Origin of the sequence: Pseudomonas sp. Z1-14 (genome assembly GCF_051132005.1) — a bacterium.
GTDB lineage: Bacteria > Pseudomonadota > Gammaproteobacteria > Pseudomonadales > Pseudomonadaceae > Aquipseudomonas.
On sequence record NZ_CP071646.1, the window covers coordinates 3,859,517 to 3,883,969 of the forward strand.

Genomic DNA, 24,453 nt, shown 5'->3' on the forward strand with positions numbered 1-24,453 from the left:
CAGCCGCCTGGAACTGCCCCGATGATCCTGATCGTTTACGCCCATCCCTACCCCGACCAGTCGCGGGTCAACCAGCAGATGCTCAAGCGCGCCGGCGCCAATCCGGACGTGGTCATACGCTCGCTCTACGATCTCTACCCGGATTTCGACATCGACGTCGATGCGGAACAGCGCGCCGTCGAACAGGCACAGCTGGTCGTCCTGCAGCACCCGATGTACTGGTACAGCATGCCGCCCCTGCTCAAATTGTGGATCGACAAAGTCTTCACCCATGGCTGGGCGTACGGCAAAGGCGCCACGGCCCTGAACGGCAAAAGCCTGCTGTGGGCCGTCACCACGGGTGGCGAACACGATCATTTCCAGATGGGCGCCTACCCCGGCTTTGCCGTGCTGGCGCAGCCGCTCCAGGCCACGGCGCTCTACTGTCATATGCGCTGGCTGGAACCGCTGGTCGTGCATGGTGCGTTTGCCGGCGACGCCGAGGCCCAACGCGAGCAAATCGAACACTATGGCGAACGCCTGGCCGCCTGGAAGGAAGATTGATATGGAAACTCACAGCCTGATCGAAATGCTCATCTACCTGGCCTCGGCGACACTGATCGTACCGATTGCCGTCCGGTTGGGCCTGGGCCCGGTGCTCGGTTATCTGCTGGCCGGGTGCGTGATCGGCCCGTGGGGGCTGAAGCTTATAACCGACGTCAAGGCCATCCTGGAATTCGCCGAAATCGGCGTCGTGCTGATGCTGTTCATCATCGGCCTTGAGCTCGACCCCAAGCGCCTCTGGGCGCTGCGCCGGATGGTATTCGGTGGCGGCGCGCTGCAGATGCTCGCTTGCGGTGCCGCCATCGCAGCGTTTTGCGCGGCGCTGGGCCTGGGCTGGACGGCGGCGTTGCTGGTGGGCCTGACCCTGAGCCTTTCGTCCACGGCCATCGCCATGCAGGCCATGAGCGAACGCAACCTGAACGCTACCGCCGTGGGCCGCAGCAGTTTTGCCGTCCTGCTGTTCCAGGACATCGCGGCCATTCCACTGGTGGCCATGATCCCGTTGCTCTCGGCCCATGGCGACACCCCGTCGGGCATGGCTCTGGCGTTATCGATCGTCAAGATCGTCGCCGCCATCAGCGTCGTCGTGCTGCTCGGGCGCTACGTGACACGGCCGCTGTTGCGCTTCGCCGCGCGCTCGGGCCTGCGTGAGATCTTCAGTGCCGTGGCGCTGTTCCTGGTATTCGGCTTCGGCTTTCTGCTGGAAGAAGCCGGCCTGTCGATGGCCATGGGCGCATTCCTAGCCGGCGTGCTGCTGGCGAGTTCCGAATACCGCCACGCCCTGGAAAGCGACATCGAACCGTTCAAGGGCTTGCTGCTGGGGCTGTTTTTCATCGGCGTCGGCATGTCGATCGACTTCGGCACGCTGATCGACGCACCGCTGAAAGTCATCACCCTGACCGTCGGGTTCATCCTGATCAAACTGCTGGTGATCAAGGCCGTCAGCCGCTTCCTGAATGTCCCCGCCGGCCAGCGTTCCTGGCAGGCGGTATTGCTCGGCCAGGGCAGCGAGTTCGCCTTCGTGGTGTTCGGCGCCGCGACGTTGGCGGGCATCCTGACCGACCAGTGGGGCAAGAGCCTGACCCTGGCGGTGGCCCTGTCGATGTGCGTGACGCCGCTGCTCATTCTGCTGCTGGAGCGAATCGAGTCGGCCAGCAAGAAAGATCGCCAGGAATCCGACCTCGTCGACCAGCAGAACCCGCGGGTGATCATTGCCGGCTTCGGCCGTTTCGGACAGATCGCCGGACGTTTGCTGATGTCCTGCGGCGTCGAGGTAGTGGTTCTGGACCACGACCCCGACAACATCGAGACGCTGCGCAAATTCGGCGTGAAAGTGTTCTACGGCGACGCCACGCGCCTCGACCTGTTGCACGCGGCCGGCGCGGCACAGGCGGCGGTGCTGATCAATGCGATCGACGATCAGCAAGACAACCTGACGCTGACCCGGTTGGCCCAGGAGCACTTCCCCACGTTGAAACTGGTCGTCCGCGCGCGGGACATGGGCCACCTGATCAACCTGCGGCAGATGGGCGTCGAGGTTGCCGAGCGGGAAACCTTCGAAAGCGCGCTGGCGTTGGGTCGCCGGGCACTGGTGCAGATGGGTGTCGGCGCTTACGAGGCGCGCGAACGCGCCGATCAGTTCCGCCGCTTGAATCTGCAGATGCTCGAAGAAATCGTCGCCCAACCGGAAGATGACCTCACGTTCCGGCACGACGCCTACCGACGCGCCAACGCGTTGCTCACCGAGATGTTCAACGAAGACCGCGCGCGCCCCGTCGACAGCTGGCCGGAACACCATCGAAACGAGACGGATGAGGCGCGTGGCTAGCCGGTCACCACTGACATCAGCACCGGCTCCCTGGGCAACATGGGCAGGCGTTGAAAATCGACGTCTTTCACCACCAGCCGCCATTGCACATGGCGGCACAGATGTTCGAAGGTTTTCTGCATCAGGGCCAGCGTCAGCGGCTCGCCCGGGCAGCGGTGATAGGTGTATTCTCCGCCGCCCTGGCTGATGACAGAGGTTCTCATGGGGCACTGGCCGAAACGTTCGGGCGCAAAGCTTTCCGGGGTTTTCCAGTGCGCCGGATCACGGTTGGAGCCAAACAGATCGAGCAGCACCCGAGTGCCTTTTTCGAAGCGGTAGCCTCGCCACTCGAAACTCTCGCGCACAAACGCCGCCACCATCGGAAAGAACGCGTAAAAGCGCCGCGTTTCCTCGGCAAAAGCCCAAGCCGCAGCGTCATCGCGAGCAATGCTGGCGCGCCATTGCGGCCGGCGTTCCAACTCGATCAGCCCGAACAACAGAAAGCGCCCCACCGCCACCACTGGACGCAAGATATTCAGCAGCTCCACTGCCGCTATCCGCGCTGGGAGCAACTGGCCCTGCTCATCGCGATGCCATGCGATTTGTTGCAGCGGGGTCTGCAGCGATGCTGGCGCTGGGTCTTGCCGACAGTTTTTTATCCAGCGCGCCGCCTGGGCCTCGCAAGCCTTGCGCCGCATCCAGGCGGCCGGCATCCGCCAGTCGACGCGGCCGTTGCCATCGATCAGCGAGGCGAGCCGACGGGTCAACCGCTGCATCTGCCGATCACTCATCATTGGCACGCCGGCCCACTCGCAGACCGATCGACACAGCAGCGCCTCGATCCACGGCAGGAATTCGATCGGCTGGTTCGCCGCAAGCTTCGCCGCCGCTTCGCTCAAGTGAGCCTCGTAGAGGCCGACTAGGCGGTTTACGCTTTCCTTGTCCAGCACGTCGAGAAACAGCTGCTTGCGTCGCGCATGAGGTGCGCCATCCAGACCCTGGACGCCGCCCGCGCCCAACAGGATGTTGCGCAGCGGCGCCGGTGTCGACGTGGGGGTCCGGACGAAGCGCCGCGCATCGTAGAACAGCTCCACCGCTTCCAGCCCACTGAGGCACAGCGTGCGCCGTCCCAGCAGTCGGGTCTGGAAAACCGGACTGCCATAGGCGACGCAACGCTTGCGTATGAACGGGTAGCCCTCGCGCAAGAAAGCCAAGGTTGAATCAGCCCAGCGGTGGCCGGGAATAGAAGGGTCTGCCATGACGAAATCCTTGCCTGACAACGATACGTCTGGGACATCGCCCGGCTGGACCCTGTTCGATTTTTCAGGCGAATGGAGACTGCCCAGAGGGGCTGCGGCTAAACCATGGCGTCAAGCTCAGCCAACATAGGCGCCGGAATCTGCAGCTCACTGGCCGAGATATTTTCCCGCAGGTGCGCCACCGACGAGGTGCCGGGTATCAGCAGGACGTTGGGCGCACGTTGCAGCAGCCACGCCAACGCGACACACAGCGGCGATGCCTTCAGGCGCGCGGCAACGTTCGACAACGTTTCCGATTGCAGCGGCGTAAACCCACCCAGCGGGAAAAACGGCACGTAGGCGATGCCTTGGCGGCTCAGGTCAGCGATGAGTTGTTCGTCGTCGCGATGGGTCAGGTTGTAGTGATTCTGCACGCAGACCACCTTGGCGATACCCTGGGCCTCCTTGACCTGCGCCGCCGTGACGTTGCTCAGGCCCAGTTGACGAATCAGGCCCTGGCGCTGCAGCTCGGCCAATGCTGTGAAGGACTCTTCAATCGATCCTTCCGCGGGCGCATGCACATCGCCCATGACCCGCAGATTGACCACGTCCAACACCTCGACGTCGAGGTTGCGCAGGTTATCGTGCACCGCACGGGTCAGCTCGGCGGGGCTCTGGGCTGCGTTCCATGACGCATCGGCGCCACGAACCGCGCCGACCTTGGTCACGATGACCAGGTCGTCGGCGTAAGGGTGCAACGCCTCGCGGATCAGTTGGTTGGTGACATGAGGCCCGTAAAAATCGGCGGTATCGATGTGGTTGACCCCAGCGACCAGCGCTTCGCGCAGCACGGCGATGGCCGCCGCCGGATCCTTGGGCGGCCCGAAGACCTGCGGCCCCGCCAGTTGCATCGCGCCGTAGCCCATGCGGATGACCGTACGATCACCCAGTAAAAAAGTCCCTGCCTTGTCTGCCCTGCTCATCGCGTACCCCTTGAATTAGTCTGTGTGAGCCGACTATAGGCGTTGACCACTCCACTGATAATCAGGTGCAATCCGAACGGGTTGTACGACGGAGAGAACAATGGCGACGGACATTCAAGACTTGCTGGCCTTTGTGGCGGTGGTCCATGCGCGGGGATTTCGAGAAGGCGCCCGGCTCAGCGGCAAATCCGCCTCCAGCCTCAGTGACGCGGTACGCCGGATCGAAAGCCGACTCGGCGTGCGCCTGCTCAACCGCACCACCCGCAGCGTGGTGCCGACCGAGGCCGGCGCACGGTTGATGGAACGCATCGTGCCGGCCCTGGGCGAAGTCGAATCCGCGCTGGACGTGGTCAACGATTTTCGCGACCGCCCTTCCGGTACCCTCAGGTTGAACGTGCCGGTCAGCGCCGCCCGGCTGGTGCTACCGTCGATCATCGCGCCGTTCCTGAAAAGCCACCCCGACATCCGCCTCGAAGTGGTTACCGAAGAAAGCTTTGTCGACATGCTGGCGGCCGGGTGTGATGCGGGTATTCGCTACGACGAACGCCTCGAACAGGACATGATCGCGATCCCCATCGGCCCGCGCTTTCAACGCTTCGCGACCGCCGCCGCACCGGCGTACCTCGACGCCCGGGGCCGCCCCGAGCATCCACGCGACCTGCTGCAACACGCTTGCCTGGCCGGCAAGTTCCCCAGCGGCGCCTTGCCGCTGTGGGAGTATGAGCGTGACGGCGAAACCATCAGCGTCGAGCCGAACGGCCCGTTGCTGGTGCGCATTGGCGGCGCCATGGACCTGGCCGTCCAGGCCGCGGTGGATGGACTGGGGATCGTCCACCTGTTCGAGGACTGGCTGCGCCCCTACCTGGACAGCGGTGTCCTCGAACCGGTACTCGAACCCTGGTGGCAGCGCTTTACCGGACCATTCCTCTACTACCCCGGCCGCCGCTACCTGCCCTCGCCGCTGCGGGCGTTTGTGGACTTCATCAATCAGAACCGCAGCAACCAAGACGCCTGATCCCGGCGGCAGATCCAGCATCTCCATAAACTGAACCACCGCTTTCGCGAGCAGGCTCGCTCCCACAGGGGTCCTGCGGCGCATGCACATCCAACGCCCAACCCATTTCCTCTGTGGGAGCGAGCCTGCTCGCGAAGGCGGCGGCACGTCCAATATCGGCAGCTAACGCTTGCCCAATTCCAATCCCTGCGCCTGCCACAGGGTCTGGAACGGCCCTTCACGCTGGCGCAGTTCATCGGGTGAGCCGTCTTCGATGATTCTTCCGCCCTGCAAGACCAAAATCCGGTCGAACCGCGCGACCGTCGACAGCCGGTGCGCCACTGCCAGCACGGTGCGACCGCGCATCAGGTCGTCCAGGGCCATTTGCACCTTGGCTTCGGATTCCGAATCCAGTGCCGAGGTTGCTTCGTCGAGGATCAGGATCGGTGCGTTCTTGAGGAACGCCCGCGCCAGCCCGAGGCGCTGGCGTTGGCCGCCCGAGAGCATCACGCCGCGCTCGCCCACCAAGGTGTTGAAGCCTTCCGGCAGGTCGCGGATAAATTCTTCGCAATAGGCATGGCGGGCCGCGTCGATGACTTGTGCCTCGGTGGCATCGGGCTGGCCATAGGCGATGTTTTCGTAGATGGTCCGATTGAACAGCGCCGGCTCCTGAGGCACCACGGCGATCTGGCTGCGCAGGCTGTCCTGACTGACCGAGCGCACGTCGCGGCCATCGATCAGGATCACCCCGCTGCGCACATCGTCCAGGCGCTGGACCAGACTGACCAATGTCGACTTGCCCGCGCCCGACGGCCCGACGATGCCGACTTTCTGGCCGGCCGGAATGTCCAGGGACAGATGCCTGATCGCGCCGCGCCCGTCGGAATAGCTGTAGCTGACGTCGATGAAACGGATATTGCCGCGCCCAGGTTCCAGTTCCGCCGGGGTGTCGCTGAGTGCGTGTGGCTGGACGATGATGCGCAACGTCTCGGCAATCACGCCCATCTGCTGCGAGGTATCCACCAAAGCCAGCGCCAGGTCGCGCGAGCCATGCAGGATGCGAAACGACAACGCGCTGACCATCACCACATCGCCCGGGGTGATCTGCCCGCCCTGCCACAGCAGGATCGACCAGCCGAGCATGCCGCCGGCCATGATCGACAGGCAGATGTCGTGCAAGACCCGGGCTTTTTCCAGGTAGATCCAGCTGCGACGCTGGGCCTTGGCCTCGACGCCGATCGCCTGTTCGAGCCGGCGCCGCTCGCGGTGTCGGGCGGAGAATGCCTTGATCGTCCAGACGTTGGAGACCTGGTCCACCAACTCGCCACCGACGCGTGCGGCCTGGGAAGCGAAATCGATATGCCGGCTGCGGCCGCGCAGCCCCATCATGGTGATCAGCGAAGCCACCACAATCACCGCGCCGATCAAGGCTAACCCCATGGAAAGCCGCACGGTAAACAGCACCACCACCGCACCGATGAAATCCACGCAAGGGGGAATAATCTTCCAGGCCAGGCCACCGTAGATGGAACCCGCTGCCGCGCCCGCCGAGGAGATCCGGTTGGCCAGGGCTCCGGCGAAATGCTCGGAGAAATAGCGCATCGGGTGTCCGGTCAGGTGATTGAACAGGTCAATCCGCAAGTCCGCGCAACTGGCGACCACCGTCCGGCAGCCCAGGTAGCCGCCCGAACGCCAGAACAGGTTTTCCACCACAATCAGCGCGATGAATACGGTGAACGGCAGCCACACATGCCCGGCCGCCTCCCTGCCCTGGGCCATCGCGTCGACCAGCAGCTTCATGCCGAACTGCACCGCCACGGCGCAACTGGCGGCACCGACAATCAGCACAAACAACGTCGCGAAATGCCACGGCCTGAGGGTGACGTATCGCCACAAAAACGCGATGGCGGTATTCGGCAACGGCGCGCCATGGGACTGATGGCTGTTCATGGCATCTGCACCGTGGCCACGGACGAGGCAAACCGCGCCTGCAGGGCCTTCATTGCCAGCGTCAGTGGATGGAACGACGCGCGGCTGCCTTCGCAGTCGGCATAGCCAAACACGCCAGTGGGACAATAGCGATCATCGTCCCAACCCGGGTAGTCAAGAAACGGGTACCAGCACATGCCTGCTATCGGAATGCCGCGCTCCATCGCCAGTGCCAACTGCTCGCCGATGTAGTGCAGCCAGGGCACCCGAGCGGTGTCTTCGGCGCCCGTTTCAGAGAGCAGAAGCGGCCTTCGATAACGCTGGTGGACTTCGCTGAGCATGCCCACCAACGGGCGATAATCCGCGCTGCCCGGCTCGATCCGATTGCCGTGCAGGAACCACTGGTTATGCGGATAGAAATTGACGCCGACAAGATTCAGGTACTCCTCGCGCCCGCCCAACCCCGGCCAGCTTCTGCCGGTGAGCAGGTCCCACGCCTCGAACTGGGATAACCGATACGCCTCGGCGGCCTCGATATCTTCGGCCCGCCGCGATAAGGACCGCACGTTGATCAGCGGGTCGCACTGGACGAATCGCGCGGCGGGAGTCACCTCGCGAATCGCCTCGATCGCCGCGATACTCGCGCGCACCAACTGGTGCTTGAGCTCCATGCCCCGTTGTCGGGCGGTGGGGTTGAAGTACCCGACGTCGCCGCCGGCCCAGCTCCAGAAAGATATCTCGTTGATCGGCGAGTAGAACGCCGTCTCGATCCCCTCCTCGCGCATCAACCGCGCGACGGCGCCGGCGAAGCGAGCAAACCGTTCGACGAAGGCCGGCCGCCAGATGTCCAGATCGTCGGGGTAGCCGTAATGGCACAGGTCCCACACCACTTGCACATCGCAGCGCTGGGCGGCGCGCAGCATCGGCAGGAAACTGCTCCAGTCATAACGACCCGGCTGCTGTTCGATCAGATGCCAACGCAAGCCATCCCTGGCGCAGCGAATGCCCAGGTCGGCGAGCCGGCTGTAATCCTGCTCGGCCCAGCGGTCATGGCGAGTCGCGGCGAGCATATCCAGCCGACGTCCATCGGCACGGCGATGGGTGGAACACTCGTAGCCGGCCATCACGAAACTGTTGAAGATCCTCTCCTGCACGCTGCTGTCTCCCAGTGTCTGGATGAAGCCGGGATCAACCCGGCTCGACCTCGTGAGCCCTCGGCACGACCCCTTCGCCCTCGGCGATGCGCTGATACAGCGCCAGCGCCTGACCGACCACCTGATCCATGTTGTAGTACTTGTAGGTGCCGAGCCGACCGAGAAAAGTCACCCCGGGTGTTTCGTCGGCCAGGGCCTTGTAGCGTTTGTACAGCTCGGCGTTTTCCGGGCGCGGAACCGGGTAGTAAGGGTCGCCATCGGCGCAGGGAAACTCGTAGCTGATGCTGGTGCGCGGATGCTCCTGCCCGGTGAGGTGCTTGTACTCGGTGATTCGCGTATAGGGCACGCGCTCGTCCGGATAGTTGACCACTGCCACCGGCTGGAACTGCGGCGCATCCAGCGTTTCATGCTGAAAGCGCAACGAGCGATACGGCAGATGGCCGAAGCAGTAATCGAAGTACTCATCGATCGGCCCGCAATAGACCAGTTCCCGATAGGGGATGCGCTGGCGAACCTCTTTGAAATCGGTGGCCAGCAAGATATCGATGTTCGGATGGGCGAGCATGCGCTCGAACATCCGTGTATAGCCGTGCAGCGGCATCATCTGGAACTCGTCGGTGAAATACCGATCATCGGTATTGGTCCGTGTCGGCACCCGCGAGGTCACCGACTTGTCCAGCTGGGAAGGGTCCAGCCCCCACTGCTTGCGGGTGTAGCCACGAAAGAATTTCTCATACAGCTCGCGGCCGATCTGGTTGATGACCACGTCCTCCGAAGTCCGGATCGACTCGACCGGCTCCGCCCGCTGCGCCAGGAAGGCCTCGGCCTGCGCTTCATCCATGGACAAGCCGAACAGCGTATTGAGCGTCGTCAGGTTGATGGGAATCGGCACCCGGTGCTCATCGACCTGGGCCAGCACTCGATGCTCGTACGGGCGCCATTCGGTGAACCGCGACAGGTAATCGACAATGCGCTGGGCATTGGTGTGGAAGATGTGCGGCCCGTAGCGATGGACCAGCACGCCCGCCTCGTCCAAGTGGTCGTATGCATTGCCGCCGATGTGATCTCGACGATCGACCAGCAGCACGCGCTTGCCCAACCCTTCGGCCAGCCGCTCGGCCAGCACGCTGCCGGCGAAACCGGCGCCGACGATCAGGTAGTCATACGGCGCGCCGCCCTGGGAGTTATCAAGGGAATCGAGGGTTATCGTTGGCATTCGATCTGCTCCTTCATCTGCGCGCAGGTCTTGTCCCAGGACATGCCGTCCAGCGCTTTGTCGGCGTACTGCGCAACCACTCCTGGCTGGGTCCGCAGGTCGAGCGCGGCCTGGATAGCGTCGATGAATCCCTGGGGCGAATCGGCAATCGCGACCACACCACTCTCACCGTAGCCATTTACCACATCGCGGATCGGCGTGGACACCACCGGGCATCCGCCCGCCAGGTATTCGGGCGTTTTGGTGGGGCTGATGAAGCGAGTGGATTCGTTCAACGCGAATGGCATCAACGCCACGTCCCAACCCGCCAGGTACGCCGGCAGCTCTTCATACTGCTTTGCGCCCAGGTAGTGAATATTCGCCAGGCGCGGCAACGTCTGCGGATCGATCTTCACCACCGGCCCGATCAGCACGATGTGCCAGTCCGGCCGCTGCGTCGCCAATTCACGTACCAGCTCGATATCAAAACGCTCATCGATGACGCCGAAGAAACCCAGGCGCGGATGACCGATATCAGCCTGGTCCGCCGGGTCGGGAATCGGCTGCCTGGCCGCGGCAAAGTGCGTGATATCAACGCTGCTGGGCATTGCGTGGACGTTGTCGTGATGCTCGCGCTTGGCCTCCCAGAGGCTGTATCCGCCGGTGAACACCACATCGGCCTTGGCCATCAGCCGCCGCTCCATCTCCACCAACGCGGGCGGCGCAAACTTGAAGGCCGAGAGCTCGTCCATGCAATCGAAAATCACCACATTGGCCTCCAGGTGATCGGTGAAGGCCTGGCTCATGGGCGTGAGGTACCAGAGCATCAACTCACTCGGCCAGTGCTCTGCCAGCCAGGCATCGAGCAATTCGCGCTGGGTGGCGATCACCTGGGCTTCATCCAGCCCCTCGGGGAGCCTTGGCACCAGCACCGTCACGCCCTCCGCCACCGCATAGCTTTCCAGGTGCGCGGACTGCCGCCCTTCGAATATCGGTTCTTCGAAAAACAGTACGTCGTAGTCCCTGGCCAATCGCGACATCACGTGTTGCGGCCGCTGATAGACAAAGCCCCAGCGCAGGTGCGACAGGCACAACAGCGTAGGTCGCAAGCTCGCGGCGGGCGCGGCGCTGTGATCGGGATGAAGATGTTCTTGTTGATTCATGTGACGTTCCTTTTCTCAAGATCGATGTCTGAAGATTGATGTTTGTAGATCGATGCTGGGCCTACCGCGATCCGGCGCTGCCGCGCCTGGCAAACAAGACCTGGTAACTCCTCTCACGCCTGGCCTTGTGGACGTTTGAGAAAGCCGGTTCCGATGCCGTTCCAAATCTTCTTCCAGCCAGCCGACCAAGTGCACACACCGGTCAGTCAACTGCTCTGAACTCCTGGAGCCCGCCACCACACTCAACAGAACAGGCTGATGTCTCCAACGCGCACCACTGCCGAAAGAGACCGCCGGACAACGCCGAGTGTCTCGTCCAAGAGACACCAGGACAGGGATAATCGAGGGGGACTGAATGATGATTCTGGTGACAGGTGGTGCGGGTTATATCGGCGCCCATGTGGCGGTCGAGTTGATGAACCAGGGCGACGAGGTGGTGATCCTCGACAACCTGTGCAACAGCTCCCGGGCAACCGTGCAGCGCATATCGGACGTGACGGGGCGGGAGCCGGTTTTTGTCCATGCCGACGTGAGAAGCCGTCGCGCACTGGACAAGGTCTTCAGGGAGTACCCCATCGAGGCCGTCGTCCACTGCGCCGGGCTCAAGGCTGTGGGTGAAAGCGTGCGTGAGCCGCTGAGGTATTTCGATACGAACGTCAGCGGCAGCGTGACGCTGTGCCAGGCGATGGCGCAAGCCGGCGTGTTCAACCTGGTGTTCAGTTCATCGGCGACGGTCTATGGCGATTGCGCCCAGATGCCCATCGCCGAAACCTGCCCGACCGGGCAGCCGACCAACCCGTACGGCCAGTCGAAACTGATGGCCGAACACGTCATGCGCAGCACCGCCGCCTCCGACGCCCGCTGGTCGATCGGCTTGCTGCGCTACTTCAATCCGATCGGCGCGCATTGTTCAGGGCTGCTGGGAGAGACGCCGACGCAGACCCCCAACAACCTTTTGCCGTACCTGTTGCAGGTGGCCAACGGCGAGCGCGAGGCGCTGCGGATTTTCGGCTCCGACTACCCGACGCCGGATGGCACCGGGATCAGGGATTATGTGCATGTGGTGGATCTGGCCGAGGGGCACTTGCAGGCTCTGGCATTCCTGCGCGAACAGACGGGTGTGCACGTCTGGAACCTGGGCACCGGGCGTGGTTATTCGGTGCTGGAGGTGGTCAGTGCTTTCGAGCGGGCGACCGGAGCGAAGGTGCCGCTGGCTTTTGAAGCGCGTCGTCCGGGAGACATTGCGCGGTGCTGGGCGGATCCGGGCAAGGCAGCCGAGCAGTTGGGCTGGACTGCACATCATGGGCTTGAGCGCATGTTGGAGGATGCCTGGCGCTGGCAGCGCCTGAATTTTCCTCGGGTCGAGCCGCGGGAGGTGGTGTTGCGGAGTATTGAGCAAGGGTGAGTTGATTTGGTTTAGGACGCACGGGTGGGTTTGGATTGGGGGCATATCCGTTTTTTTGGTGGCTGCTTATGGTTTCGCCCTTACGGCGAGTCACTTTCAAAAAGCGTGAAAGTGACTCGCCGTAAGGGCGAAACCATAAGCAGCAGCTACAAATAAATGGATATACCCACCAAACCTCGGCGCAACGAAAATCAAGCTCGAGGCAAGCGCATCCCCTGCACACTCAGACAATCGCGCTGATTACGCGCCAGCATTTCAACCGTCAGTTGGTAAGCCTGGTCCGCCGCGTCCTTGAGCAATTGCCAATCCTCCAGACTGATCAATTCATGCAACACCAATTCATCCGCGCGCCGGATCAACGTGTCGTAATAATCTTCGGGAAAGTCCAGGCGATATGCATCGTCTTCCAGCAACAGCCGCCAGGCTTTCAATTCCATCTCAAGGTCGGTTTCACTCACGGGCGGGTGTCCTTCAAAAGTTCGAGCCAAGGGCTCCACCCCGGAAAAAACAGGGTGGAGCCCGCAGTGAAACAAGCCTCAACTCACTTGCGCGAGCAGGTCTTGCCTGATGAAGTCGCGCACCGTGGCCAGGTGCGTTTCCTCCTGTTCCAGGGCATGGCCGAAGCGCTTGGCGATCAATGGATGACCGCCCTTCTTCGCCAGCTCGATCAGCAACTCCCAGGCAGCGTTGTCTTCCAACTCGATGGTCAGGATCGCGCTCATCGACTGGGAAACGGTCGTGCGTGGGTCGGTCAATACTTGCAGCACGCCCATCGCCTTGACTCCTGCCACGTCCGCGCATGGCGTCATCGCGGTCGGGTCGCCGCCAAGGGTTTCGATGGCTTCGCGCACGATGTTCATGTGTTCGAGCTCCTCGGCCTGGATCTGCCGCAAGGTCTCTACCAACGCCGGATCAGCCCCGGGCGCGGCTGTGGCCTTGGCGACCATCGCCTCATACAGGCGCACGCCGGTGCGCTCGAAGGCCAGGCGTTCGCCGAGCTTGTCCAGCAGCACTTCGGGCGCCTTGCCGATGGTTTTGTCCAGTGCGGTCTTGACCACGCCTTTGACCGAACCCGGTGCCGGTACCGAGCCGATCAGGTCGGCCTCGCGAATGGCGCGCTCGCGTTCTGCCGTGTAGGCGCTCACGTCGCCCGGCACATCCGCCGGAAACAGACGGGTGGCTTCCAGTTGGCGAGCGGTGTCTTCGGGAGACATCTGGACGCCGGTACGATTCATGCCGATGGTGACTTGGCGTTCGCTCATTGCTGTTCTCCCACTGGGTTGAGTTCGGTGCCGGGCTTGAAGGTGTAGCCGGCGGAGACGATGTTGGCAGGCACGCCTTCGCTGTTGAGCTGGGCGCGGTAGTCGAGGGAAGCGTGGCCTTCGCGTTCCTTGGGCACGTAGTCGATGCCGTGGGCTCGCAAATCCACTTCCCGGGACAGCGTCTCACGGACAAAATCGCGCTGGCTCTTGAACTCGATCATGCGCGGCAACTGGCCGCTGAGCACCTCGGCGGGGTCGCGTCGCTCGTACTTCTTGAACAATTCGCAAGCCAGGTTCAAGTGCCCCAGCTCGTAGTCGACGAAGCGTTCCCACATAGCCTTGATCCGTGGATTTTCTTCCTGCTCGGCGCAACTGGCGTAGGTGTAGACCTCCATCGCTTCATGCACCAGCCACTTCTCCATGAAGGTTTCGCTGGGGTCCTGCAACGAGCCATATTGGGTGACATGCTGCTCTTCCACCGAGGCGATTTCGGCATACAACGCGCGCGCCACCGGGTCGGCAAACAGCGGGCCGATGTTCATGTAGTAATCGTGGGTCTGGTATTCCGCACCGGTGATCAGCGCCGCATGGATCTTGGTGATCAGCGCGGCGTTCTCCTTCTTGTAGTTGTCGCGCAGGTCATCGCCGGGGGCACGGTGGTGCTCGCTGGTGGGCCGGCCGGGCACGATGTCCGTATAGCCTTGCAGGATGTTGTTGGCGTCTTTGCCTTCCAACCGATCAAGCATGGCCGAGTAACGATAGAGGTGGTCGAAATCTTCCAGCAGGCCGAAACGATAGGTCTGCGCCTGATAAGGGTCGGGCTCGTTCTGGGCGACGGCGGCAGTCACTTCGATGGCGACCTGTTCGTAGGCCACGGTGGTTTCAAGCGGCGAATGATCAGCCGACAGCAGCCAGTTTATCGCGGTCATCTGATGCTGCTCGGCGCGCCTTACCTGGGCCAGGGGCAGTTGCAATTCCTTGTGGAAACGCGCGCCGAAATGCTTGAGGCGCAGCGCGTCGGATTCGACGCCGTTCATCAGGATCACCCGCACTCGCGTGAACGCATCGTCATCCAGTTTGCTGATGGGTTTGCCGGCCAGGTCACGCCAGGTAAACGTCTGCTTGTCCAGCGGCGTCCCTTTGTTATCCAGCAGGTTGTCGATTTTGGTCATGGGTCATTTCTCCTTCATCAGAGGCCTCGCGATACGCCGTCGATACAACAGCAGCGGGGACAAAACGAACGACCTTGGGAAATTGCGCGGCTCTCCGTGCAGACGATGAGCGGTCGTATAAGTGGATGAAATGCCGCTTGATTTTCCGCTCATCCGGTGACGATAAGGATTTTCGAACCAAGCTTTGGCGCGTCGGCTCGGAGCTACATAACACCGCCGCAACCGACTGAAGACGACTCGTTTTTTGCGGCTTCAACGGCGGGTTGTAGTCAATATCTGCCTGGAGTTTTCGCGATGTGTGAATGTTTCGTTCAGCCCGTTTCTTCCAAGGATTCCCTGGCGTTTTTTGCCCAGCGCGACCCCTTCGGTGCCAACCCATCAAGCTTGTCCGCCGACAGCCTTCACGCTGCGGCGGAGCCCGCGCTGCATGAGCGACAAAGCGTGATCAAGCCGAACATGCAGGTCAGCGCCATACGCAACCGTGGCGGGCGCCTGGAGTGCATCAAGGTGCGCTGGGGGTGGTCGCCCGTGTGGTCGATGGGCACGATGCCGCCGCTGACCCACCTGCCCTTGCACCTGGTGATGCGCTCCAAGGTGTTCGACCGGATCAAGCGCGACGGTCGCGTCCTGGTGGCGGTGGATGGCTGGTACGAAGCCGCCGTGGAGACTGGCGCGCACGCCCAGTCCAAGCGCCTGAGCTATACGACGTCGCGGCAATCCTCACCGATCTTCCTCGCCGCCCTGGCCCAGGCCAGTGAAACGCCCAACGGCTGTGACGGGCTGGCCCTGGTGACCTACGGCGACATGGTCAATCAACAGCAGCGACTGCTGGCCTTCACCGGCGAGAACGCCCTCGAATGGTTGCGCCCGGAGCTGGATTGGGAACAGGCCCGCGACATGGCCGCCCACGTAGCGGTCGCCGAACCGCAACTGGAGCACGTGCTGACCGCCAAGCGAATGGTCCAGGGCCGACGGTGACGGCGGCTCGAACCGGAGGAAGTGGCTGACAGCCCGAAGATCGGCGTTAAACTGGCAGGTCAGTCGTTTTGACGCGACTGGCCTCCTTTCTTTTCGAGCACGAGACTTCCATGGCGAACCAAGACATCACGTTCACCCCCGACCCGGACGCAGACTCCATCTCCTCCGACGTCGCCGGTTTCGGCGGCCTGCTGGTTTCCACCCAGATCCCGACCCGCGCCGACGGCAGCCTGGAGCTGGGCGACATCACGGCGCAGAGCGAATGCACGTTGCAGGCGCTCAAGAGCGCCCTCGAACGCGCCGGCAGCTCCATGGACCGCGTGTTGCACTTGACCATCTACCTGACCGACATGGCCGATCGCGCGGCTTTCAATGAAGTCTACAAACGCTTCTTCGCCAAGCCCTGGCCGGTGCGCGCCGCGGTGGGCGTGGCGGCGCTGGCGGTGGAAGGCATGAAAGTGGAAGTGACGGCGATGGCGGCGAAGGGCTGAGCGCACGGTCTTACGAATCAGCCTCGTGGCGAGGGAGCTTGCTCCCGCTGGCCTGCGCAGCAGGCCCAAGCTTTTTTGCCAAGGCAGAAATTTTTGGGGCGGCTTCGCCACCCAGCGGGAGCAAGCTCCCTCGCCACGGGGTTGTTAAAGCTGGGCATCCAGCAACTGATCGAGCTGAGCGGGCTGCTGGCGAACCGCGCGCTGGATAACGTCGAGGCCCGCTAGCCGCCGTTGCACAGCTCCCTGTGGCGAGGGAGCTTGCTCCCGCTGGCCTGCGCAGCAGGCCCAAGCTTTTTTGCCAGGGCAGAAATTTTTGGGGCGGCTTCGCCAACCAGCGGGAGCAAGCTCCCTCGCCACGGGGTTGTTAAAGCTGGGCATCCAGCAACTGATCGAGCTGAGCGGGCTGCTGGCGAACCGCGCGCTGGATAACGTCGAGGCCCGCTAGCCGCCGTTGCACAGCTCCCTGTGGCGAGGGAGCTTGCTCCCGCTGGCCTGCGCAGCAGGCCCAAGCTTTTTGCCAAGGCAGAAATTTTTGGGGCGGCTTCGCCAACCAGCGGGAGCAAGCTCCCTCGCCACGGGGTTGTTAAAGCTGGGCATCGAGCAGCTGATCGAGCTGAGCGGGCTGCTGGCGAACCGCGCGCTGGATAACGTCGAGGCCCGCTAGCCGCCGTTGCACAGCTCCCTGTGGCGAGGGAGCTTGCTCCCGCTGGCCTGCGCAGCAGGCCCAAGCTTTTTGCCAAGGCAGAAATTTTTGGGGCGGCTTCGCCACCCAGCGGGAGCAAGCTCCCTCGCCACGGGGTTGTTAAAGCTGGGCATCCAGCAACTGATCGAGCTGAGCGGGCTGCTGGCGAACCGCGCTCTGGATAACGTCGAGGCCCGCTAGCCGCCGTTGCACAGCTCCCTGTGGCGAGGGAGCTTGCTCCCGCTGGCCTGCGCAGCAGGCCCAAGCTTTTTGCCAAGACAGAAATTTTTGGGGCGGCTTCGCCACCCAGCGGGAGCAAGCTCCCTCGCCACGGGGTTGTTAAAGCTGGGCATCCAGCAGCTGATCGAGCTGAGCGGGCTGCTGGCGAACCGCGCGCTGGATAACGTCGAGGCCCGCTAGCCGCCGTTGCACAGTTCCCCCTGTGGCGAGGGAGCTTGCTCCCGCTGGCCTGCGCAGCAGGCCCAAGCTTTTCGCCAAGGCAGAAATTTTTGGGGCGGCTTCGCCACCCAGCGGGAGCAAGCTCCCTCGCCACGGGGGGTTGGCAGGCAATCGCTTACCAAATCCCCGCCTATACTTCTCTGCCAATCCCCCCCGGGGCCTGCACTTCCAACAATAAAAAGCAGAGGTGGAACATGGTCTGGCAACAAGTCTACGATCCCTTCGGTAATGCGGTGCTGTCGACGCTCCTGGCGGCGGTTCCGGTGGTGGTGATGCTGGCGGCCCTGGCGTTCTTTCATGTCAAGGCGCACCTGGCGGCGTTGTACGCCCTGGCCTCGGCGCTGCTCATCGCAATTTTCGCCTTCGGCATGCCCGCCGACATGGCCGGTTCGGCGGCCCTTTATGGTGCGGCCAACGGCCTGCTGCCCATCGGCTGGATCGTGCTCAACATCATCTTCCTGCACCGGCTGACCACCGAGAACGGTTCGTTCAAGGTCCTGCAGGATTCCCTGGCGCGCATCACCGACGATCGGCGTCTGCAATTGCTGCTGATCGCCTTCTGTTTCGGTGCCTTCTTCGAGGGCGCGGCGGGCTTCGGCACGCCAGTGGCGGTGACCGGGGCGATCCTGATCGGGCTGGGCTTTTCGCCCCTCGCCGCCTCGGGCCTGGCGCTGATCGCCAACACTGCGCCAGTGGCGTTCGGCGCGCTGGGTACGCCGATCATCACGCTCGCCAAGGTCACCGGGCTGGATGAAATGGAGCTGTCGATGATGGTCGGCCGGCAGTTGCCGTTTTTCTCGGTGATCGTGCCGTTCTGGCTGATCTGGGCATTTGCCGGTTGGCGCAAGATGCTCGAAGTCTGGCCGGCGATCCTGGTGGCCGGCGTCAGCTTCGCCATCCCGCAGTTCCTGGTATCGAACTACCACGGCCCGATGCTGGTGGACGTGATTGCCGCGCTGATTTCCATGGCCTGCCTGACCGGTTTCCTCAAGGTCTGGAAACCGGCCACGGTGCATACCTCGGCGGCGTTGTCAGGCCGGCACGATGATTCGAAGATCGACCCCAGCGAGCAACAGACGCCGGTGGCCAGCGGCGCCTTCGCCAGCGACAACCGCCCCGCCGTGCTGCGGGCGTGGATGCCGTGGATCATCCTCACGGTCTTCGTGTTTGCCTGGGGCACCCAGGGCTTCAAGAATCTGTTCGACACCCGCCCGGCCATCGACCCGCAGACCCAATCGGCCAGGCTCGATCCCCAGGGCAAGCCAATGCGCGAGGCGAATCCGATCTTCTCGCCGCTGTTGACCTTCGGCACCATCCACCAGCAGATCGAAAAGGTCCCGCCGGTGGTGCCCCAGCCGAAAACCGAGGAAGCGGTCTACAAGTTCAACTGGTTTACCGCCACCGGCAGCGGCATCTTCCTGGCGGCTATTCTCGGCGGCTTGCTGATGGGCTATTCGATCCCGCAACTGGCGCGCCAATACCTGCGAACGCTGTGGGTGGTGCGCTATTCGCTGATCACCATTGTCGCCATGTTGGCGTTGGGCTTTCTCACCCGTTATTCGGGCCTGGACGCGACCATGGGCCTGGCGTTTGCCGCGACGGGCATCTTCTACCCGATGTTCGGCACGCTGCTGGGCTGGCTCGGCGTGGCGCTGACCGGTTCGGACACGGCGTCCAACGTGCTGTTCGGCGGTTTGCAACGGGTCACGGCAGAGCAGTTGGGAATCAGCCCGGTGTTGATGGCCGCCGCCAACAGCTCCGGCGGGGTGATGGGCAAGATGGTGGACGCCCAATCGATCGTGGTCGCCTCCACCGCGACCCGCTGGTACGGCCACGAAGGGGAAATCCTGCGCTACGTGTTTTTCCACTCGGTGGTGCTGGCGATTCTGGTGGGCGGGCTGGTGACGTTGCAGGCGTATGTCGAGCCTTTCAGTCACATGGTGGTGGGAGGAAAGTAACCTGGAAATGAACCAGCTTTTGTGGCGAGGGAGCTTGCTCCCTCGCCACGGGCGGACTTACCTGGTCGGACTTACTGAACGTTCTTCAGCTTGACCACATCACCGGACACCGAAGTGGTGTAGCCGGTCAGGACCCAGGCCCAGAACCAGTTTTCCTGGACTTGGGTGTTGATCATGGCGTCGCCGCCCTTGGCCTTGATCGCGGCGGTCTGGGCGCGCACGAAACGGTTGTTCTGGCGGATCGGGATCACGCCGAACAGCAGCAGGCCGGTGGCCTTGGCTTCACTGTGGCCAACCACGGTGTATTGGCTGCTGTCGTATTGCTGGGTTTTCATCGGGGTGCCGGTGCAACCCGCCAGGACCAGGCCGAACAGTGCGCAGGCGACAACTTTGCTGAATTGTTTCATTTGATGCTCCATGGGAAAACGCCCGGGATCCGTCTCCCGGGCGGCGCGTACTCTAACCGATCAGCAACAAAAAGACACAACGTCATCTCTCCCCAATTACGGGCCCGAGAGGCTCATCGCAGAGCCATCCGTCAGTTGGGCCTCCAGCGAAACAGACTCCCGTCGATAGCATGAAAACTACGCCACGGAAGGCAATTCATTGTCTTGAAGACCGCCAGATACGGCCGGTCCCGCTGGAGGATTTCATCATGATTGACGTGACTGTCTGGAGCGTTACCCTGCCGGTACAAACGCCCGCGCAGGTCGTGGCGACCAAAGCCATGCCGAGTCTGAACAACAAGTATTTCGACAATAACGGCCAGAGGATCATCTTCTGGGCGCCTGTCACCGGCTCCCATACCGGTAACAGCGATTACCCGCGTTCCGAACTGCGGGAAACCAGCAAAGACGGGAAACATCGCAACTGGCGCTACAGCAGCGGCACCAACACTCTCAAGGGAGAATTGTCGGTGAACCAGGTGCCTTCGGAAGGCCGTGTGGTGGTGGCGCAGATTCACGCCAAGGAGGCGCCGACGCCGTTGTTGAAACTGGTTTATCGCTATGAAAAGGGCGTCGGCAATATCGACGTGGAATACCGCTTCAAGCCCAAGGACAAAAAAAGCCCGGTGATCATGACCGTGCCCAAGGTGCCGTTGAACAAATCGTTCTCCTACACGCTGCAAATGGACAAGCAAGGCCAACTGTCGGTGCTGATCGGCAGCAGTGGCAAACAGGTGAAACTGGACAAGTCCTGGCAAGGCTACGATTTCTACTTCAAGGCCGGCGTCTACACCTTGGATAACAAGGGCAGCACCAGTGAAGGCGGAAAAGTGACCTACACCAAACTGAGCGCCAGCCACAAGTGACTGGCGTTCTTTCCCCACTCAAGCCTTGGACGGCGCCACGACCGCTTGCCGGCCGCTGAAGGTCAGCAGGAAGCAGACAAATACCACCAGGGCAAAACCGGCCGGGAACAGCCAGATGCTTTTCCAGTCGTGGCCGCCTTCCACCACAAAGTGATCGGTCACCTGCCCCGCCACCCAGAAACCGATCAACATGCCTACTCCGTACGTCGCCAAGGTGATCAGCCCCTGGGCCGAGCTGCGCAGGTGCGCGGGCGCCTTGGCGTCCGTGTAGATCTGCCCCGAGACAAAAAAGAAGTCGTAGCAGATGCCGTGCAGCGCAATGCCGGTGAACAGCATGAACGCCAGCCCGCCGTTGTCGCCGTAGGCGAACAGCACGTAGCGCAACGCCCACGCCAGCATGCCCACCAACAGCGCCAGCTTGATACCGAAGCGCTGGATGAACAGCGGCAACAACAGCATGAACAGCACTTCGGATACCTGCCCGATCGCCATTTTCGCCGTCGGGTTGGTCATGCCGGTTTCCGCCAGGAACGGGTTGGCGTTCTGGTAGTAGAACGCCAACGGGATGCAGATCAGGATCGAGGCGATGAAAAACGCCAGGTAGCTGCGGTCCTTGAGCAGGCCTAACGCGTCGAGCCCCAGCGACTGCTTGACGGCGCCAGCGCTCGCCTGCGCCTTGAGCGGCGCGGTGCCCGGCAGCGTGAAGCTGTAGAGCCCAAGGAGCAGCGAGGCGATGGCCGCCATGAGGAACGTATTGCGCAGGCCGCCCGCCGAGATCGCCTCGCGTGAATCCCAGGCAAAGACAAAACTGATCACCACGCCGGCGACGATCCAGCCGACCGTACCCCAGACGCGGATACGCGAGAACTCCAGCGCCGGATCGCGCATCTGCCGGAATGCCACGGAATTGACCAAGGCCAGGGTCGGCATGTAGATCACCATGTAGGCCAGCACGTACGGATAGAACGCGTTGAAATCCGCCGCCGAGTACAGCTGATACAACAACACCGCGCCCACCAGGTGCAGCACCGCCAGGATGCGCTCGGCGTTGAAGTAGCGGTCGGCAATCAGGCCGATGACGAACGGCGCGATGATCGCGCCCCAGGATTGGGTGGCGAAGGCCATGCCGATCTGCCCGCTGCTGGCACTCAGCGTAGTGGACAGGAACGTGCCAAGGGTGACGAACCAGCCGCCCCAGATAAAGAATTGCAGGAACATCATCACGCTCAGGCGTGCATTCATCGTGGTCATGGTAGTCACCGTTTTATTGTTGTTCTTGTGAAACAAAGCCGTGCCCTGCTTTTGTGGCCCTGCCCTTGTGGCGAGGGAGCTTGCTCCCGCTCGGCTGCGCAGCAGTCGTAAATCCAGGCGACGCGGTCCGGCTGGAACAATGTTAGGGGCGGCTTCGCCACCCAGCGGGAGCAAGCTCCCTCGCCACGGGGTCATTGCTCCGGGGGCAACCCCAACAACCGCCGATTGGACGCTTCATCCGCCGTGACACCGGCGAAATCATCGAACGCCTTGGCGGTCTTGCTGATCATGTGGCGCTGGATGAACGCCGCGCCTTCGGCCGCGCCCTGCTGCGAATCCTTCAGGCAGCATTCCCATTCCAGCACCGCCCAGCCGTCGAAGCCGTATTGGGTCAGCTTGCTGAAGATCGCCTTGAAATCGATCTGCCCATCGCCCAGGGAACGGAACCGGCCGGGGCGATCAACCCAACCCTGGTAGCCGCCGTAGACACCGGAACGGGCATCGGGGCGGAATTCGGCGTCCTTGACGTGGAACATGCGGATGCGGTCGTGGTAGCGATCGATGAAGCCCAGGTAGTCCATCTGTTGCAGCAACAGGTGGCTGGGGTCGTAGAGGATCGCCGCCCGTGGATGGTGATCGACGGCTTCGAGGAAACGCTCGAACGAGGCGCCGTCGTGCAGGTCTTCGCCGGGGTGGATCTCGTAGCACAGGTCGACGCCGGCCGCGTTGAAACAGTCGAGGATCGGCAACCAGCGCCGGGCCAGTTCGGCGAACCCTTGCTCGACCAGGCCGGACGGACGTTGCGGCCACGGGTACATATAAGGCCACAGCAACGCACCGGAAAACGTCGCGTGGGCCTTGAGGCCCAGGCGTTGGCTGGCACGGGCGGCGAGTTTCAGTTGCTCGATGGCCCACTCGGTGCGCGCCTCGGGCTGGCCGCGCAGGTGGGCCGGGGCGAAGTCGTCGAACAGCGCGTCGAATGCCGGGTGCACCGCCACCAACTGCCCTTGCAGGTGCGTCGACAACTCGCTGATCTCGACGCCGGCCGATGCGCAGACGGCCTTGAGCTCATCGCAATAATCCTGGCTCTCGGCGGCCCGGGCCAGGTCGATGTAGCGCGTGCCGAGGGTCGGCAGTTGAATCGCCTTGTAGCCCTGCGACGCGGCCCATCGAGCAATGTCGGCCAGGGTGTCGAACGGCGATTCATCGGACATGAACTGCGCCAGGAAAATCGCTGGCCCGCGCAGGCCGCTCGGTGTTTCGTCGGGGGTGCTCACAACTGCGATTCTCCGGTTTTCAGCGTGGTCCATTTCGCCTCGCCACGGTGATTGAGGATGGCGGCCTCAATGAACGCCATACCGCGCAAGCCGATTTCGATGCCGGGTACGCCAGGCACATCGGGGCCTTCGACGCGTTCGCGAATGGCCCGGGCGAAATCGCCGTAGAGGTTGGCCATCGCTTCCAGATAACCCTCGGGATGCCCGGCGGGCAGACGCATGCGGCGCGTTGCGGCCTCGCACAACCACGGCTGGCCAACCCCGCTACGCAGGATGCTCAGGGGTTGATCGAGGGCGCGATGGATCAGGCTCGACGGCTGTTCCTGGCGCCACTCCAGGGCGCCTTTGTCGCCGTAGACGCGGATCTTCAGCGGGTTCTCTTCGCCGGTGCAGACCTGGCTGGCCAGCAACACGCCGCTGGCGCCGCGTTGCATCTGGAATAACATCGCCACGTCGTCGTCCAGTTGCCGACCGGCGACATGCGTGCCCAGCGTGGCGCAAAGCTGTTGGATCGGTTGGTCGGCGACGAACTCGGCCAAGGAAAAAGCATGGGTGCCAATGTCACCAATGCAGCCGCCCAGCCCGGACTGTGCCGGATCGTCGCGCCATTCGGCCTGTTTGTTGCCTTGCGCGGCGACGTCCTGGCTGAGCCAGCCCTGAGGGTATTCGACGAGCACTTTGCGCACCTGGCCGATCACGCCCGAACGCACCATCTCCCGGGCCTGCCAGACCATCGGGTAGCCCAGGTAGGTGTGAGCCAGGCCGTAGAGACAACGGCTGCCCTGCAGCACGTCCCTGAGCGCGAGCAACTCCTTGAGGTTCAGTGCCGCGGGCTTTTCGCTGAACACATGGAAACCCGCCGCCAGCGCCTGGCGGGCAATGGGCGCGTGGAGATGGTTGGGGGTGACGATCACCAGCAGTTCCATGCGCTGGTCCAGAGGCAGCAGCGCCTCGGCGTCGAGCATTTGCTGCCAGTCGTGATAACAGCGGGACGCGGCCAGCCCCAGGGCTTCTCCGGTCTGCCGGTTATTCTGCGGGTCACGGCTGAACGCGCCGCACACCAGCTCGAAACCACCGTCCAGGCCCGCGGCCTGACGATGGGCCTGGCCGATGAACGCGCCCTCCCCACCGCCGACGAAGCCCATTCTTATTTTTCGTGCTGCAGGTTTCATCGCGATTCTCTTTTGTCCGGACTGATGA

At 62.8% G+C, this 24,453-nt stretch carries 21 protein-coding genes and 4 pseudogenes; 12 read left to right on the forward strand and 13 right to left on the reverse strand.

Annotated elements, in window-relative coordinates; all coding sequences use genetic code 11:
• Nucleotides 1-21: 21 nt before the first annotated feature.
• Nucleotides 22-543: a glutathione-regulated potassium-efflux system oxidoreductase KefF gene (gene kefF / locus J3P89_RS17375; protein ID WP_434695059.1), complete on the forward strand. Its 522-nt coding sequence runs from the start codon at nt 22-24 to the stop codon at nt 541-543.
• 1 nt (nt 544) lies between these two features.
• Entirely contained in the window at nt 545-2,371 is a 1,827-nt protein-coding gene (kefC, locus tag J3P89_RS17380; protein ID WP_434652738.1) for a glutathione-regulated potassium-efflux system protein KefC, read from the forward strand.
• Here kefC and J3P89_RS17385 read toward each other — a convergent pair.
• Both J3P89_RS17385 and J3P89_RS17390 read right to left on the reverse strand, forming a co-directional pair.
• Nucleotides 2,368-3,609 (reverse strand): cytochrome P450, encoded by a 1,242-nt coding sequence (locus J3P89_RS17385; protein ID WP_434695060.1) that lies wholly within the window; start codon nt 3,607-3,609, stop codon nt 2,368-2,370. The genes kefC and J3P89_RS17385 overlap by 4 nt on opposite strands.
• Before the next feature lie 98 nt (nt 3,610-3,707).
• A complete protein-coding gene (locus J3P89_RS17390; protein WP_434695061.1) occupies nt 3,708-4,571 on the reverse strand; it encodes an aldo/keto reductase family oxidoreductase in 864 nt (287 codons plus the stop codon).
• 100 nt (nt 4,572-4,671) lie between these two features.
• Here J3P89_RS17390 and J3P89_RS17395 point away from each other — a divergent pair, with 100 nt between their 5' ends.
• Complete coding sequence (locus J3P89_RS17395; RefSeq protein ID WP_434695062.1) at nt 4,672-5,586, forward strand: LysR family transcriptional regulator; 915 nt, start codon at nt 4,672-4,674, stop codon at nt 5,584-5,586.
• A gap of 162 nt (nt 5,587-5,748) precedes the next feature.
• Here J3P89_RS17395 and J3P89_RS17400 read toward each other — a convergent pair whose 3' ends face one another.
• The 4 genes from J3P89_RS17400 to J3P89_RS17415 all read right to left on the reverse strand — a co-directional run bounded on the left by J3P89_RS17400 (nt 5,749) and on the right by J3P89_RS17415 (nt 11,006).
• Nucleotides 5,749-7,515, reverse strand: coding sequence for an ABC transporter ATP-binding protein (locus J3P89_RS17400; RefSeq protein ID WP_434695063.1), 1,767 nt, complete (start codon nt 7,513-7,515; stop codon nt 5,749-5,751).
• Nucleotides 7,512-8,618, reverse strand: a complete 1,107-nt coding sequence (locus tag J3P89_RS17405) for a beta-glucosidase (protein ID WP_434698022.1) — start codon at nt 8,616-8,618, stop codon at nt 7,512-7,514. Before J3P89_RS17405 ends, J3P89_RS17400 begins: the two co-directional genes overlap by 4 nt.
• 64 nt (nt 8,619-8,682) lie before the next feature.
• The gene (gene glf / locus J3P89_RS17410; RefSeq protein WP_434695064.1) at nt 8,683-9,864 is read right to left on the reverse strand and encodes a UDP-galactopyranose mutase; all 1,182 of its coding nucleotides are present in this window, start codon (nt 9,862-9,864) and stop codon (nt 8,683-8,685) included.
• The gene (locus J3P89_RS17415; RefSeq protein ID WP_434652746.1) at nt 9,852-11,006 is read right to left on the reverse strand and encodes a glycosyltransferase family 1 protein; all 1,155 of its coding nucleotides are present in this window, start codon (nt 11,004-11,006) and stop codon (nt 9,852-9,854) included. The genes glf and J3P89_RS17415 overlap by 13 nt, the downstream gene beginning before the upstream one ends.
• A gap of 358 nt (nt 11,007-11,364) precedes the next feature.
• Between J3P89_RS17415 and galE the strand changes: the two genes are divergently transcribed.
• Nucleotides 11,365-12,411, forward strand: coding sequence for a UDP-glucose 4-epimerase GalE (gene galE / locus J3P89_RS17420; RefSeq protein WP_434698024.1), 1,047 nt, complete (start codon nt 11,365-11,367; stop codon nt 12,409-12,411).
• A gap of 191 nt (nt 12,412-12,602) precedes the next feature.
• Here the strand turns inward: galE and J3P89_RS17425 are convergent, their stop codons facing one another.
• The 3 genes from J3P89_RS17425 to J3P89_RS17435 form a co-directional block, all read right to left on the reverse strand.
• Complete coding sequence (locus tag J3P89_RS17425) at nt 12,603-12,869, reverse strand: hypothetical protein (protein ID WP_434624625.1); 267 nt, start codon at nt 12,867-12,869, stop codon at nt 12,603-12,605.
• Between the two features lie 78 nt (nt 12,870-12,947).
• Nucleotides 12,948-13,673, reverse strand: a complete 726-nt coding sequence (locus J3P89_RS17430; RefSeq protein WP_434624627.1) for a ferritin-like domain-containing protein — start codon at nt 13,671-13,673, stop codon at nt 12,948-12,950.
• Nucleotides 13,670-14,845 carry a hypothetical protein gene (locus J3P89_RS17435; protein WP_434603800.1) on the reverse strand — a complete coding sequence of 392 codons (1,176 nt, stop codon included), beginning with the start codon at nt 14,843-14,845 and terminating at the stop codon, nt 13,670-13,672. Before J3P89_RS17435 ends, J3P89_RS17430 begins: the two co-directional genes overlap by 4 nt.
• 294 nt (nt 14,846-15,139) lie before the next feature.
• Between J3P89_RS17435 and J3P89_RS17440 the strand changes: the two genes are divergently transcribed.
• From J3P89_RS17440 to J3P89_RS17470, 7 genes and pseudogenes are all read left to right on the forward strand, one after another.
• On the forward strand, nt 15,140-15,823 hold the full coding sequence (locus J3P89_RS17440) for an SOS response-associated peptidase family protein (protein ID WP_434695065.1): 684 nt from the start codon (nt 15,140-15,142) through the stop codon (nt 15,821-15,823).
• 110 nt (nt 15,824-15,933) lie between these two features.
• Nucleotides 15,934-16,314, forward strand: a complete 381-nt coding sequence (locus J3P89_RS17445; RefSeq protein ID WP_434603794.1) for a RidA family protein — start codon at nt 15,934-15,936, stop codon at nt 16,312-16,314.
• Nucleotides 16,315-16,464: 150 nt separating this feature from the next.
• Nucleotides 16,465-16,539 (forward strand): annotated as a pseudogene (locus J3P89_RS17450) (DUF6124 family protein); the annotation flags it as partial.
• Nucleotides 16,540-16,684: 145 nt separating this feature from the next.
• Nucleotides 16,685-16,759: pseudogene (locus tag J3P89_RS17455) on the forward strand (DUF6124 family protein); the annotation flags it as partial.
• 363 nt (nt 16,760-17,122) lie between these two features.
• Nucleotides 17,123-17,197, forward strand: a pseudogene (locus tag J3P89_RS17460) (DUF6124 family protein); the annotation flags it as partial.
• A gap of 144 nt (nt 17,198-17,341) precedes the next feature.
• Nucleotides 17,342-17,416, forward strand: a pseudogene (locus tag J3P89_RS17465) (DUF6124 family protein); the annotation flags it as partial.
• Nucleotides 17,417-17,649: 233 nt separating this feature from the next.
• On the forward strand, nt 17,650-19,413 hold the full coding sequence (locus tag J3P89_RS17470; RefSeq protein ID WP_434568980.1) for an L-lactate permease: 1,764 nt from the start codon (nt 17,650-17,652) through the stop codon (nt 19,411-19,413).
• Between the two features lie 71 nt (nt 19,414-19,484).
• On the opposite strand, the gene J3P89_RS17475 is transcribed toward J3P89_RS17470, so the two are convergent.
• Nucleotides 19,485-19,820, reverse strand: a complete 336-nt coding sequence (locus J3P89_RS17475) for a hypothetical protein (RefSeq protein WP_434568981.1) — start codon at nt 19,818-19,820, stop codon at nt 19,485-19,487.
• Between the two features lie 248 nt (nt 19,821-20,068).
• Between J3P89_RS17475 and J3P89_RS17480 the strand changes: the two genes are divergently transcribed.
• A complete protein-coding gene (locus J3P89_RS17480; protein WP_434695066.1) occupies nt 20,069-20,725 on the forward strand; it encodes a polysaccharide lyase family 7 protein in 657 nt (218 codons plus the stop codon).
• A gap of 18 nt (nt 20,726-20,743) precedes the next feature.
• On the opposite strand, the gene J3P89_RS17485 is transcribed toward J3P89_RS17480, so the two are convergent.
• The 3 genes from J3P89_RS17485 to J3P89_RS17495 form a co-directional block, all read right to left on the reverse strand.
• A complete protein-coding gene (locus J3P89_RS17485; protein WP_434695067.1) occupies nt 20,744-21,976 on the reverse strand; it encodes a nucleoside permease in 1,233 nt (410 codons plus the stop codon).
• Nucleotides 21,977-22,167: 191 nt separating this feature from the next.
• A complete protein-coding gene (locus J3P89_RS17490) occupies nt 22,168-23,190 on the reverse strand; it encodes a sugar phosphate isomerase/epimerase family protein (protein ID WP_434698025.1) in 1,023 nt (340 codons plus the stop codon).
• 59 nt (nt 23,191-23,249) lie between these two features.
• Nucleotides 23,250-24,425 (reverse strand): Gfo/Idh/MocA family protein, encoded by a 1,176-nt coding sequence (locus J3P89_RS17495; protein ID WP_434695068.1) that lies wholly within the window; start codon nt 24,423-24,425, stop codon nt 23,250-23,252.
• Between the last annotated feature and the right edge of the window lie 28 nt (nt 24,426-24,453).

Coding starts and splice junctions, on each gene's coding strand:
- kefF (WP_434695059.1), top strand. CDS start 22: ATGATCCTGATCGTTTACGCCCATCCCTACCCCGACCAGTCGCGGGTC.
- kefC (WP_434652738.1), top strand. CDS start 545: ATGGAAACTCACAGCCTGATCGAAATGCTCATCTACCTGGCCTCGGCG.
- J3P89_RS17385 (WP_434695060.1), bottom strand. CDS start 3,609: ATGGCAGACCCTTCTATTCCCGGCCACCGCTGGGCTGATTCAACCTTG.
- J3P89_RS17390 (WP_434695061.1), bottom strand. CDS start 4,571: ATGAGCAGGGCAGACAAGGCAGGGACTTTTTTACTGGGTGATCGTACG.
- J3P89_RS17395 (WP_434695062.1), top strand. CDS start 4,672: ATGGCGACGGACATTCAAGACTTGCTGGCCTTTGTGGCGGTGGTCCAT.
- J3P89_RS17400 (WP_434695063.1), bottom strand. CDS start 7,515: ATGAACAGCCATCAGTCCCATGGCGCGCCGTTGCCGAATACCGCCATC.
- J3P89_RS17405 (WP_434698022.1), bottom strand. CDS start 8,618: ATGGCCGGCTACGAGTGTTCCACCCATCGCCGTGCCGATGGACGTCGG.
- glf (WP_434695064.1), bottom strand. CDS start 9,864: ATGCCAACGATAACCCTCGATTCCCTTGATAACTCCCAGGGCGGCGCG.
- J3P89_RS17415 (WP_434652746.1), bottom strand. CDS start 11,006: ATGAATCAACAAGAACATCTTCATCCCGATCACAGCGCCGCGCCCGCC.
- galE (WP_434698024.1), top strand. CDS start 11,365: ATGATTCTGGTGACAGGTGGTGCGGGTTATATCGGCGCCCATGTGGCG.
- J3P89_RS17430 (WP_434624627.1), bottom strand. CDS start 13,673: ATGAGCGAACGCCAAGTCACCATCGGCATGAATCGTACCGGCGTCCAG.
- J3P89_RS17435 (WP_434603800.1), bottom strand. CDS start 14,845: ATGACCAAAATCGACAACCTGCTGGATAACAAAGGGACGCCGCTGGAC.
- J3P89_RS17440 (WP_434695065.1), top strand. CDS start 15,140: ATGTGTGAATGTTTCGTTCAGCCCGTTTCTTCCAAGGATTCCCTGGCG.
- J3P89_RS17445 (WP_434603794.1), top strand. CDS start 15,934: ATGGCGAACCAAGACATCACGTTCACCCCCGACCCGGACGCAGACTCC.
- J3P89_RS17470 (WP_434568980.1), top strand. CDS start 17,650: ATGGTCTGGCAACAAGTCTACGATCCCTTCGGTAATGCGGTGCTGTCG.
- J3P89_RS17475 (WP_434568981.1), bottom strand. CDS start 19,820: ATGAAACAATTCAGCAAAGTTGTCGCCTGCGCACTGTTCGGCCTGGTC.
- J3P89_RS17480 (WP_434695066.1), top strand. CDS start 20,069: ATGATTGACGTGACTGTCTGGAGCGTTACCCTGCCGGTACAAACGCCC.
- J3P89_RS17485 (WP_434695067.1), bottom strand. CDS start 21,976: ATGACCACGATGAATGCACGCCTGAGCGTGATGATGTTCCTGCAATTC.
- J3P89_RS17490 (WP_434698025.1), bottom strand. CDS start 23,190: ATGTCCGATGAATCGCCGTTCGACACCCTGGCCGACATTGCTCGATGG.
- J3P89_RS17495 (WP_434695068.1), bottom strand. CDS start 24,425: ATGAAACCTGCAGCACGAAAAATAAGAATGGGCTTCGTCGGCGGTGGG.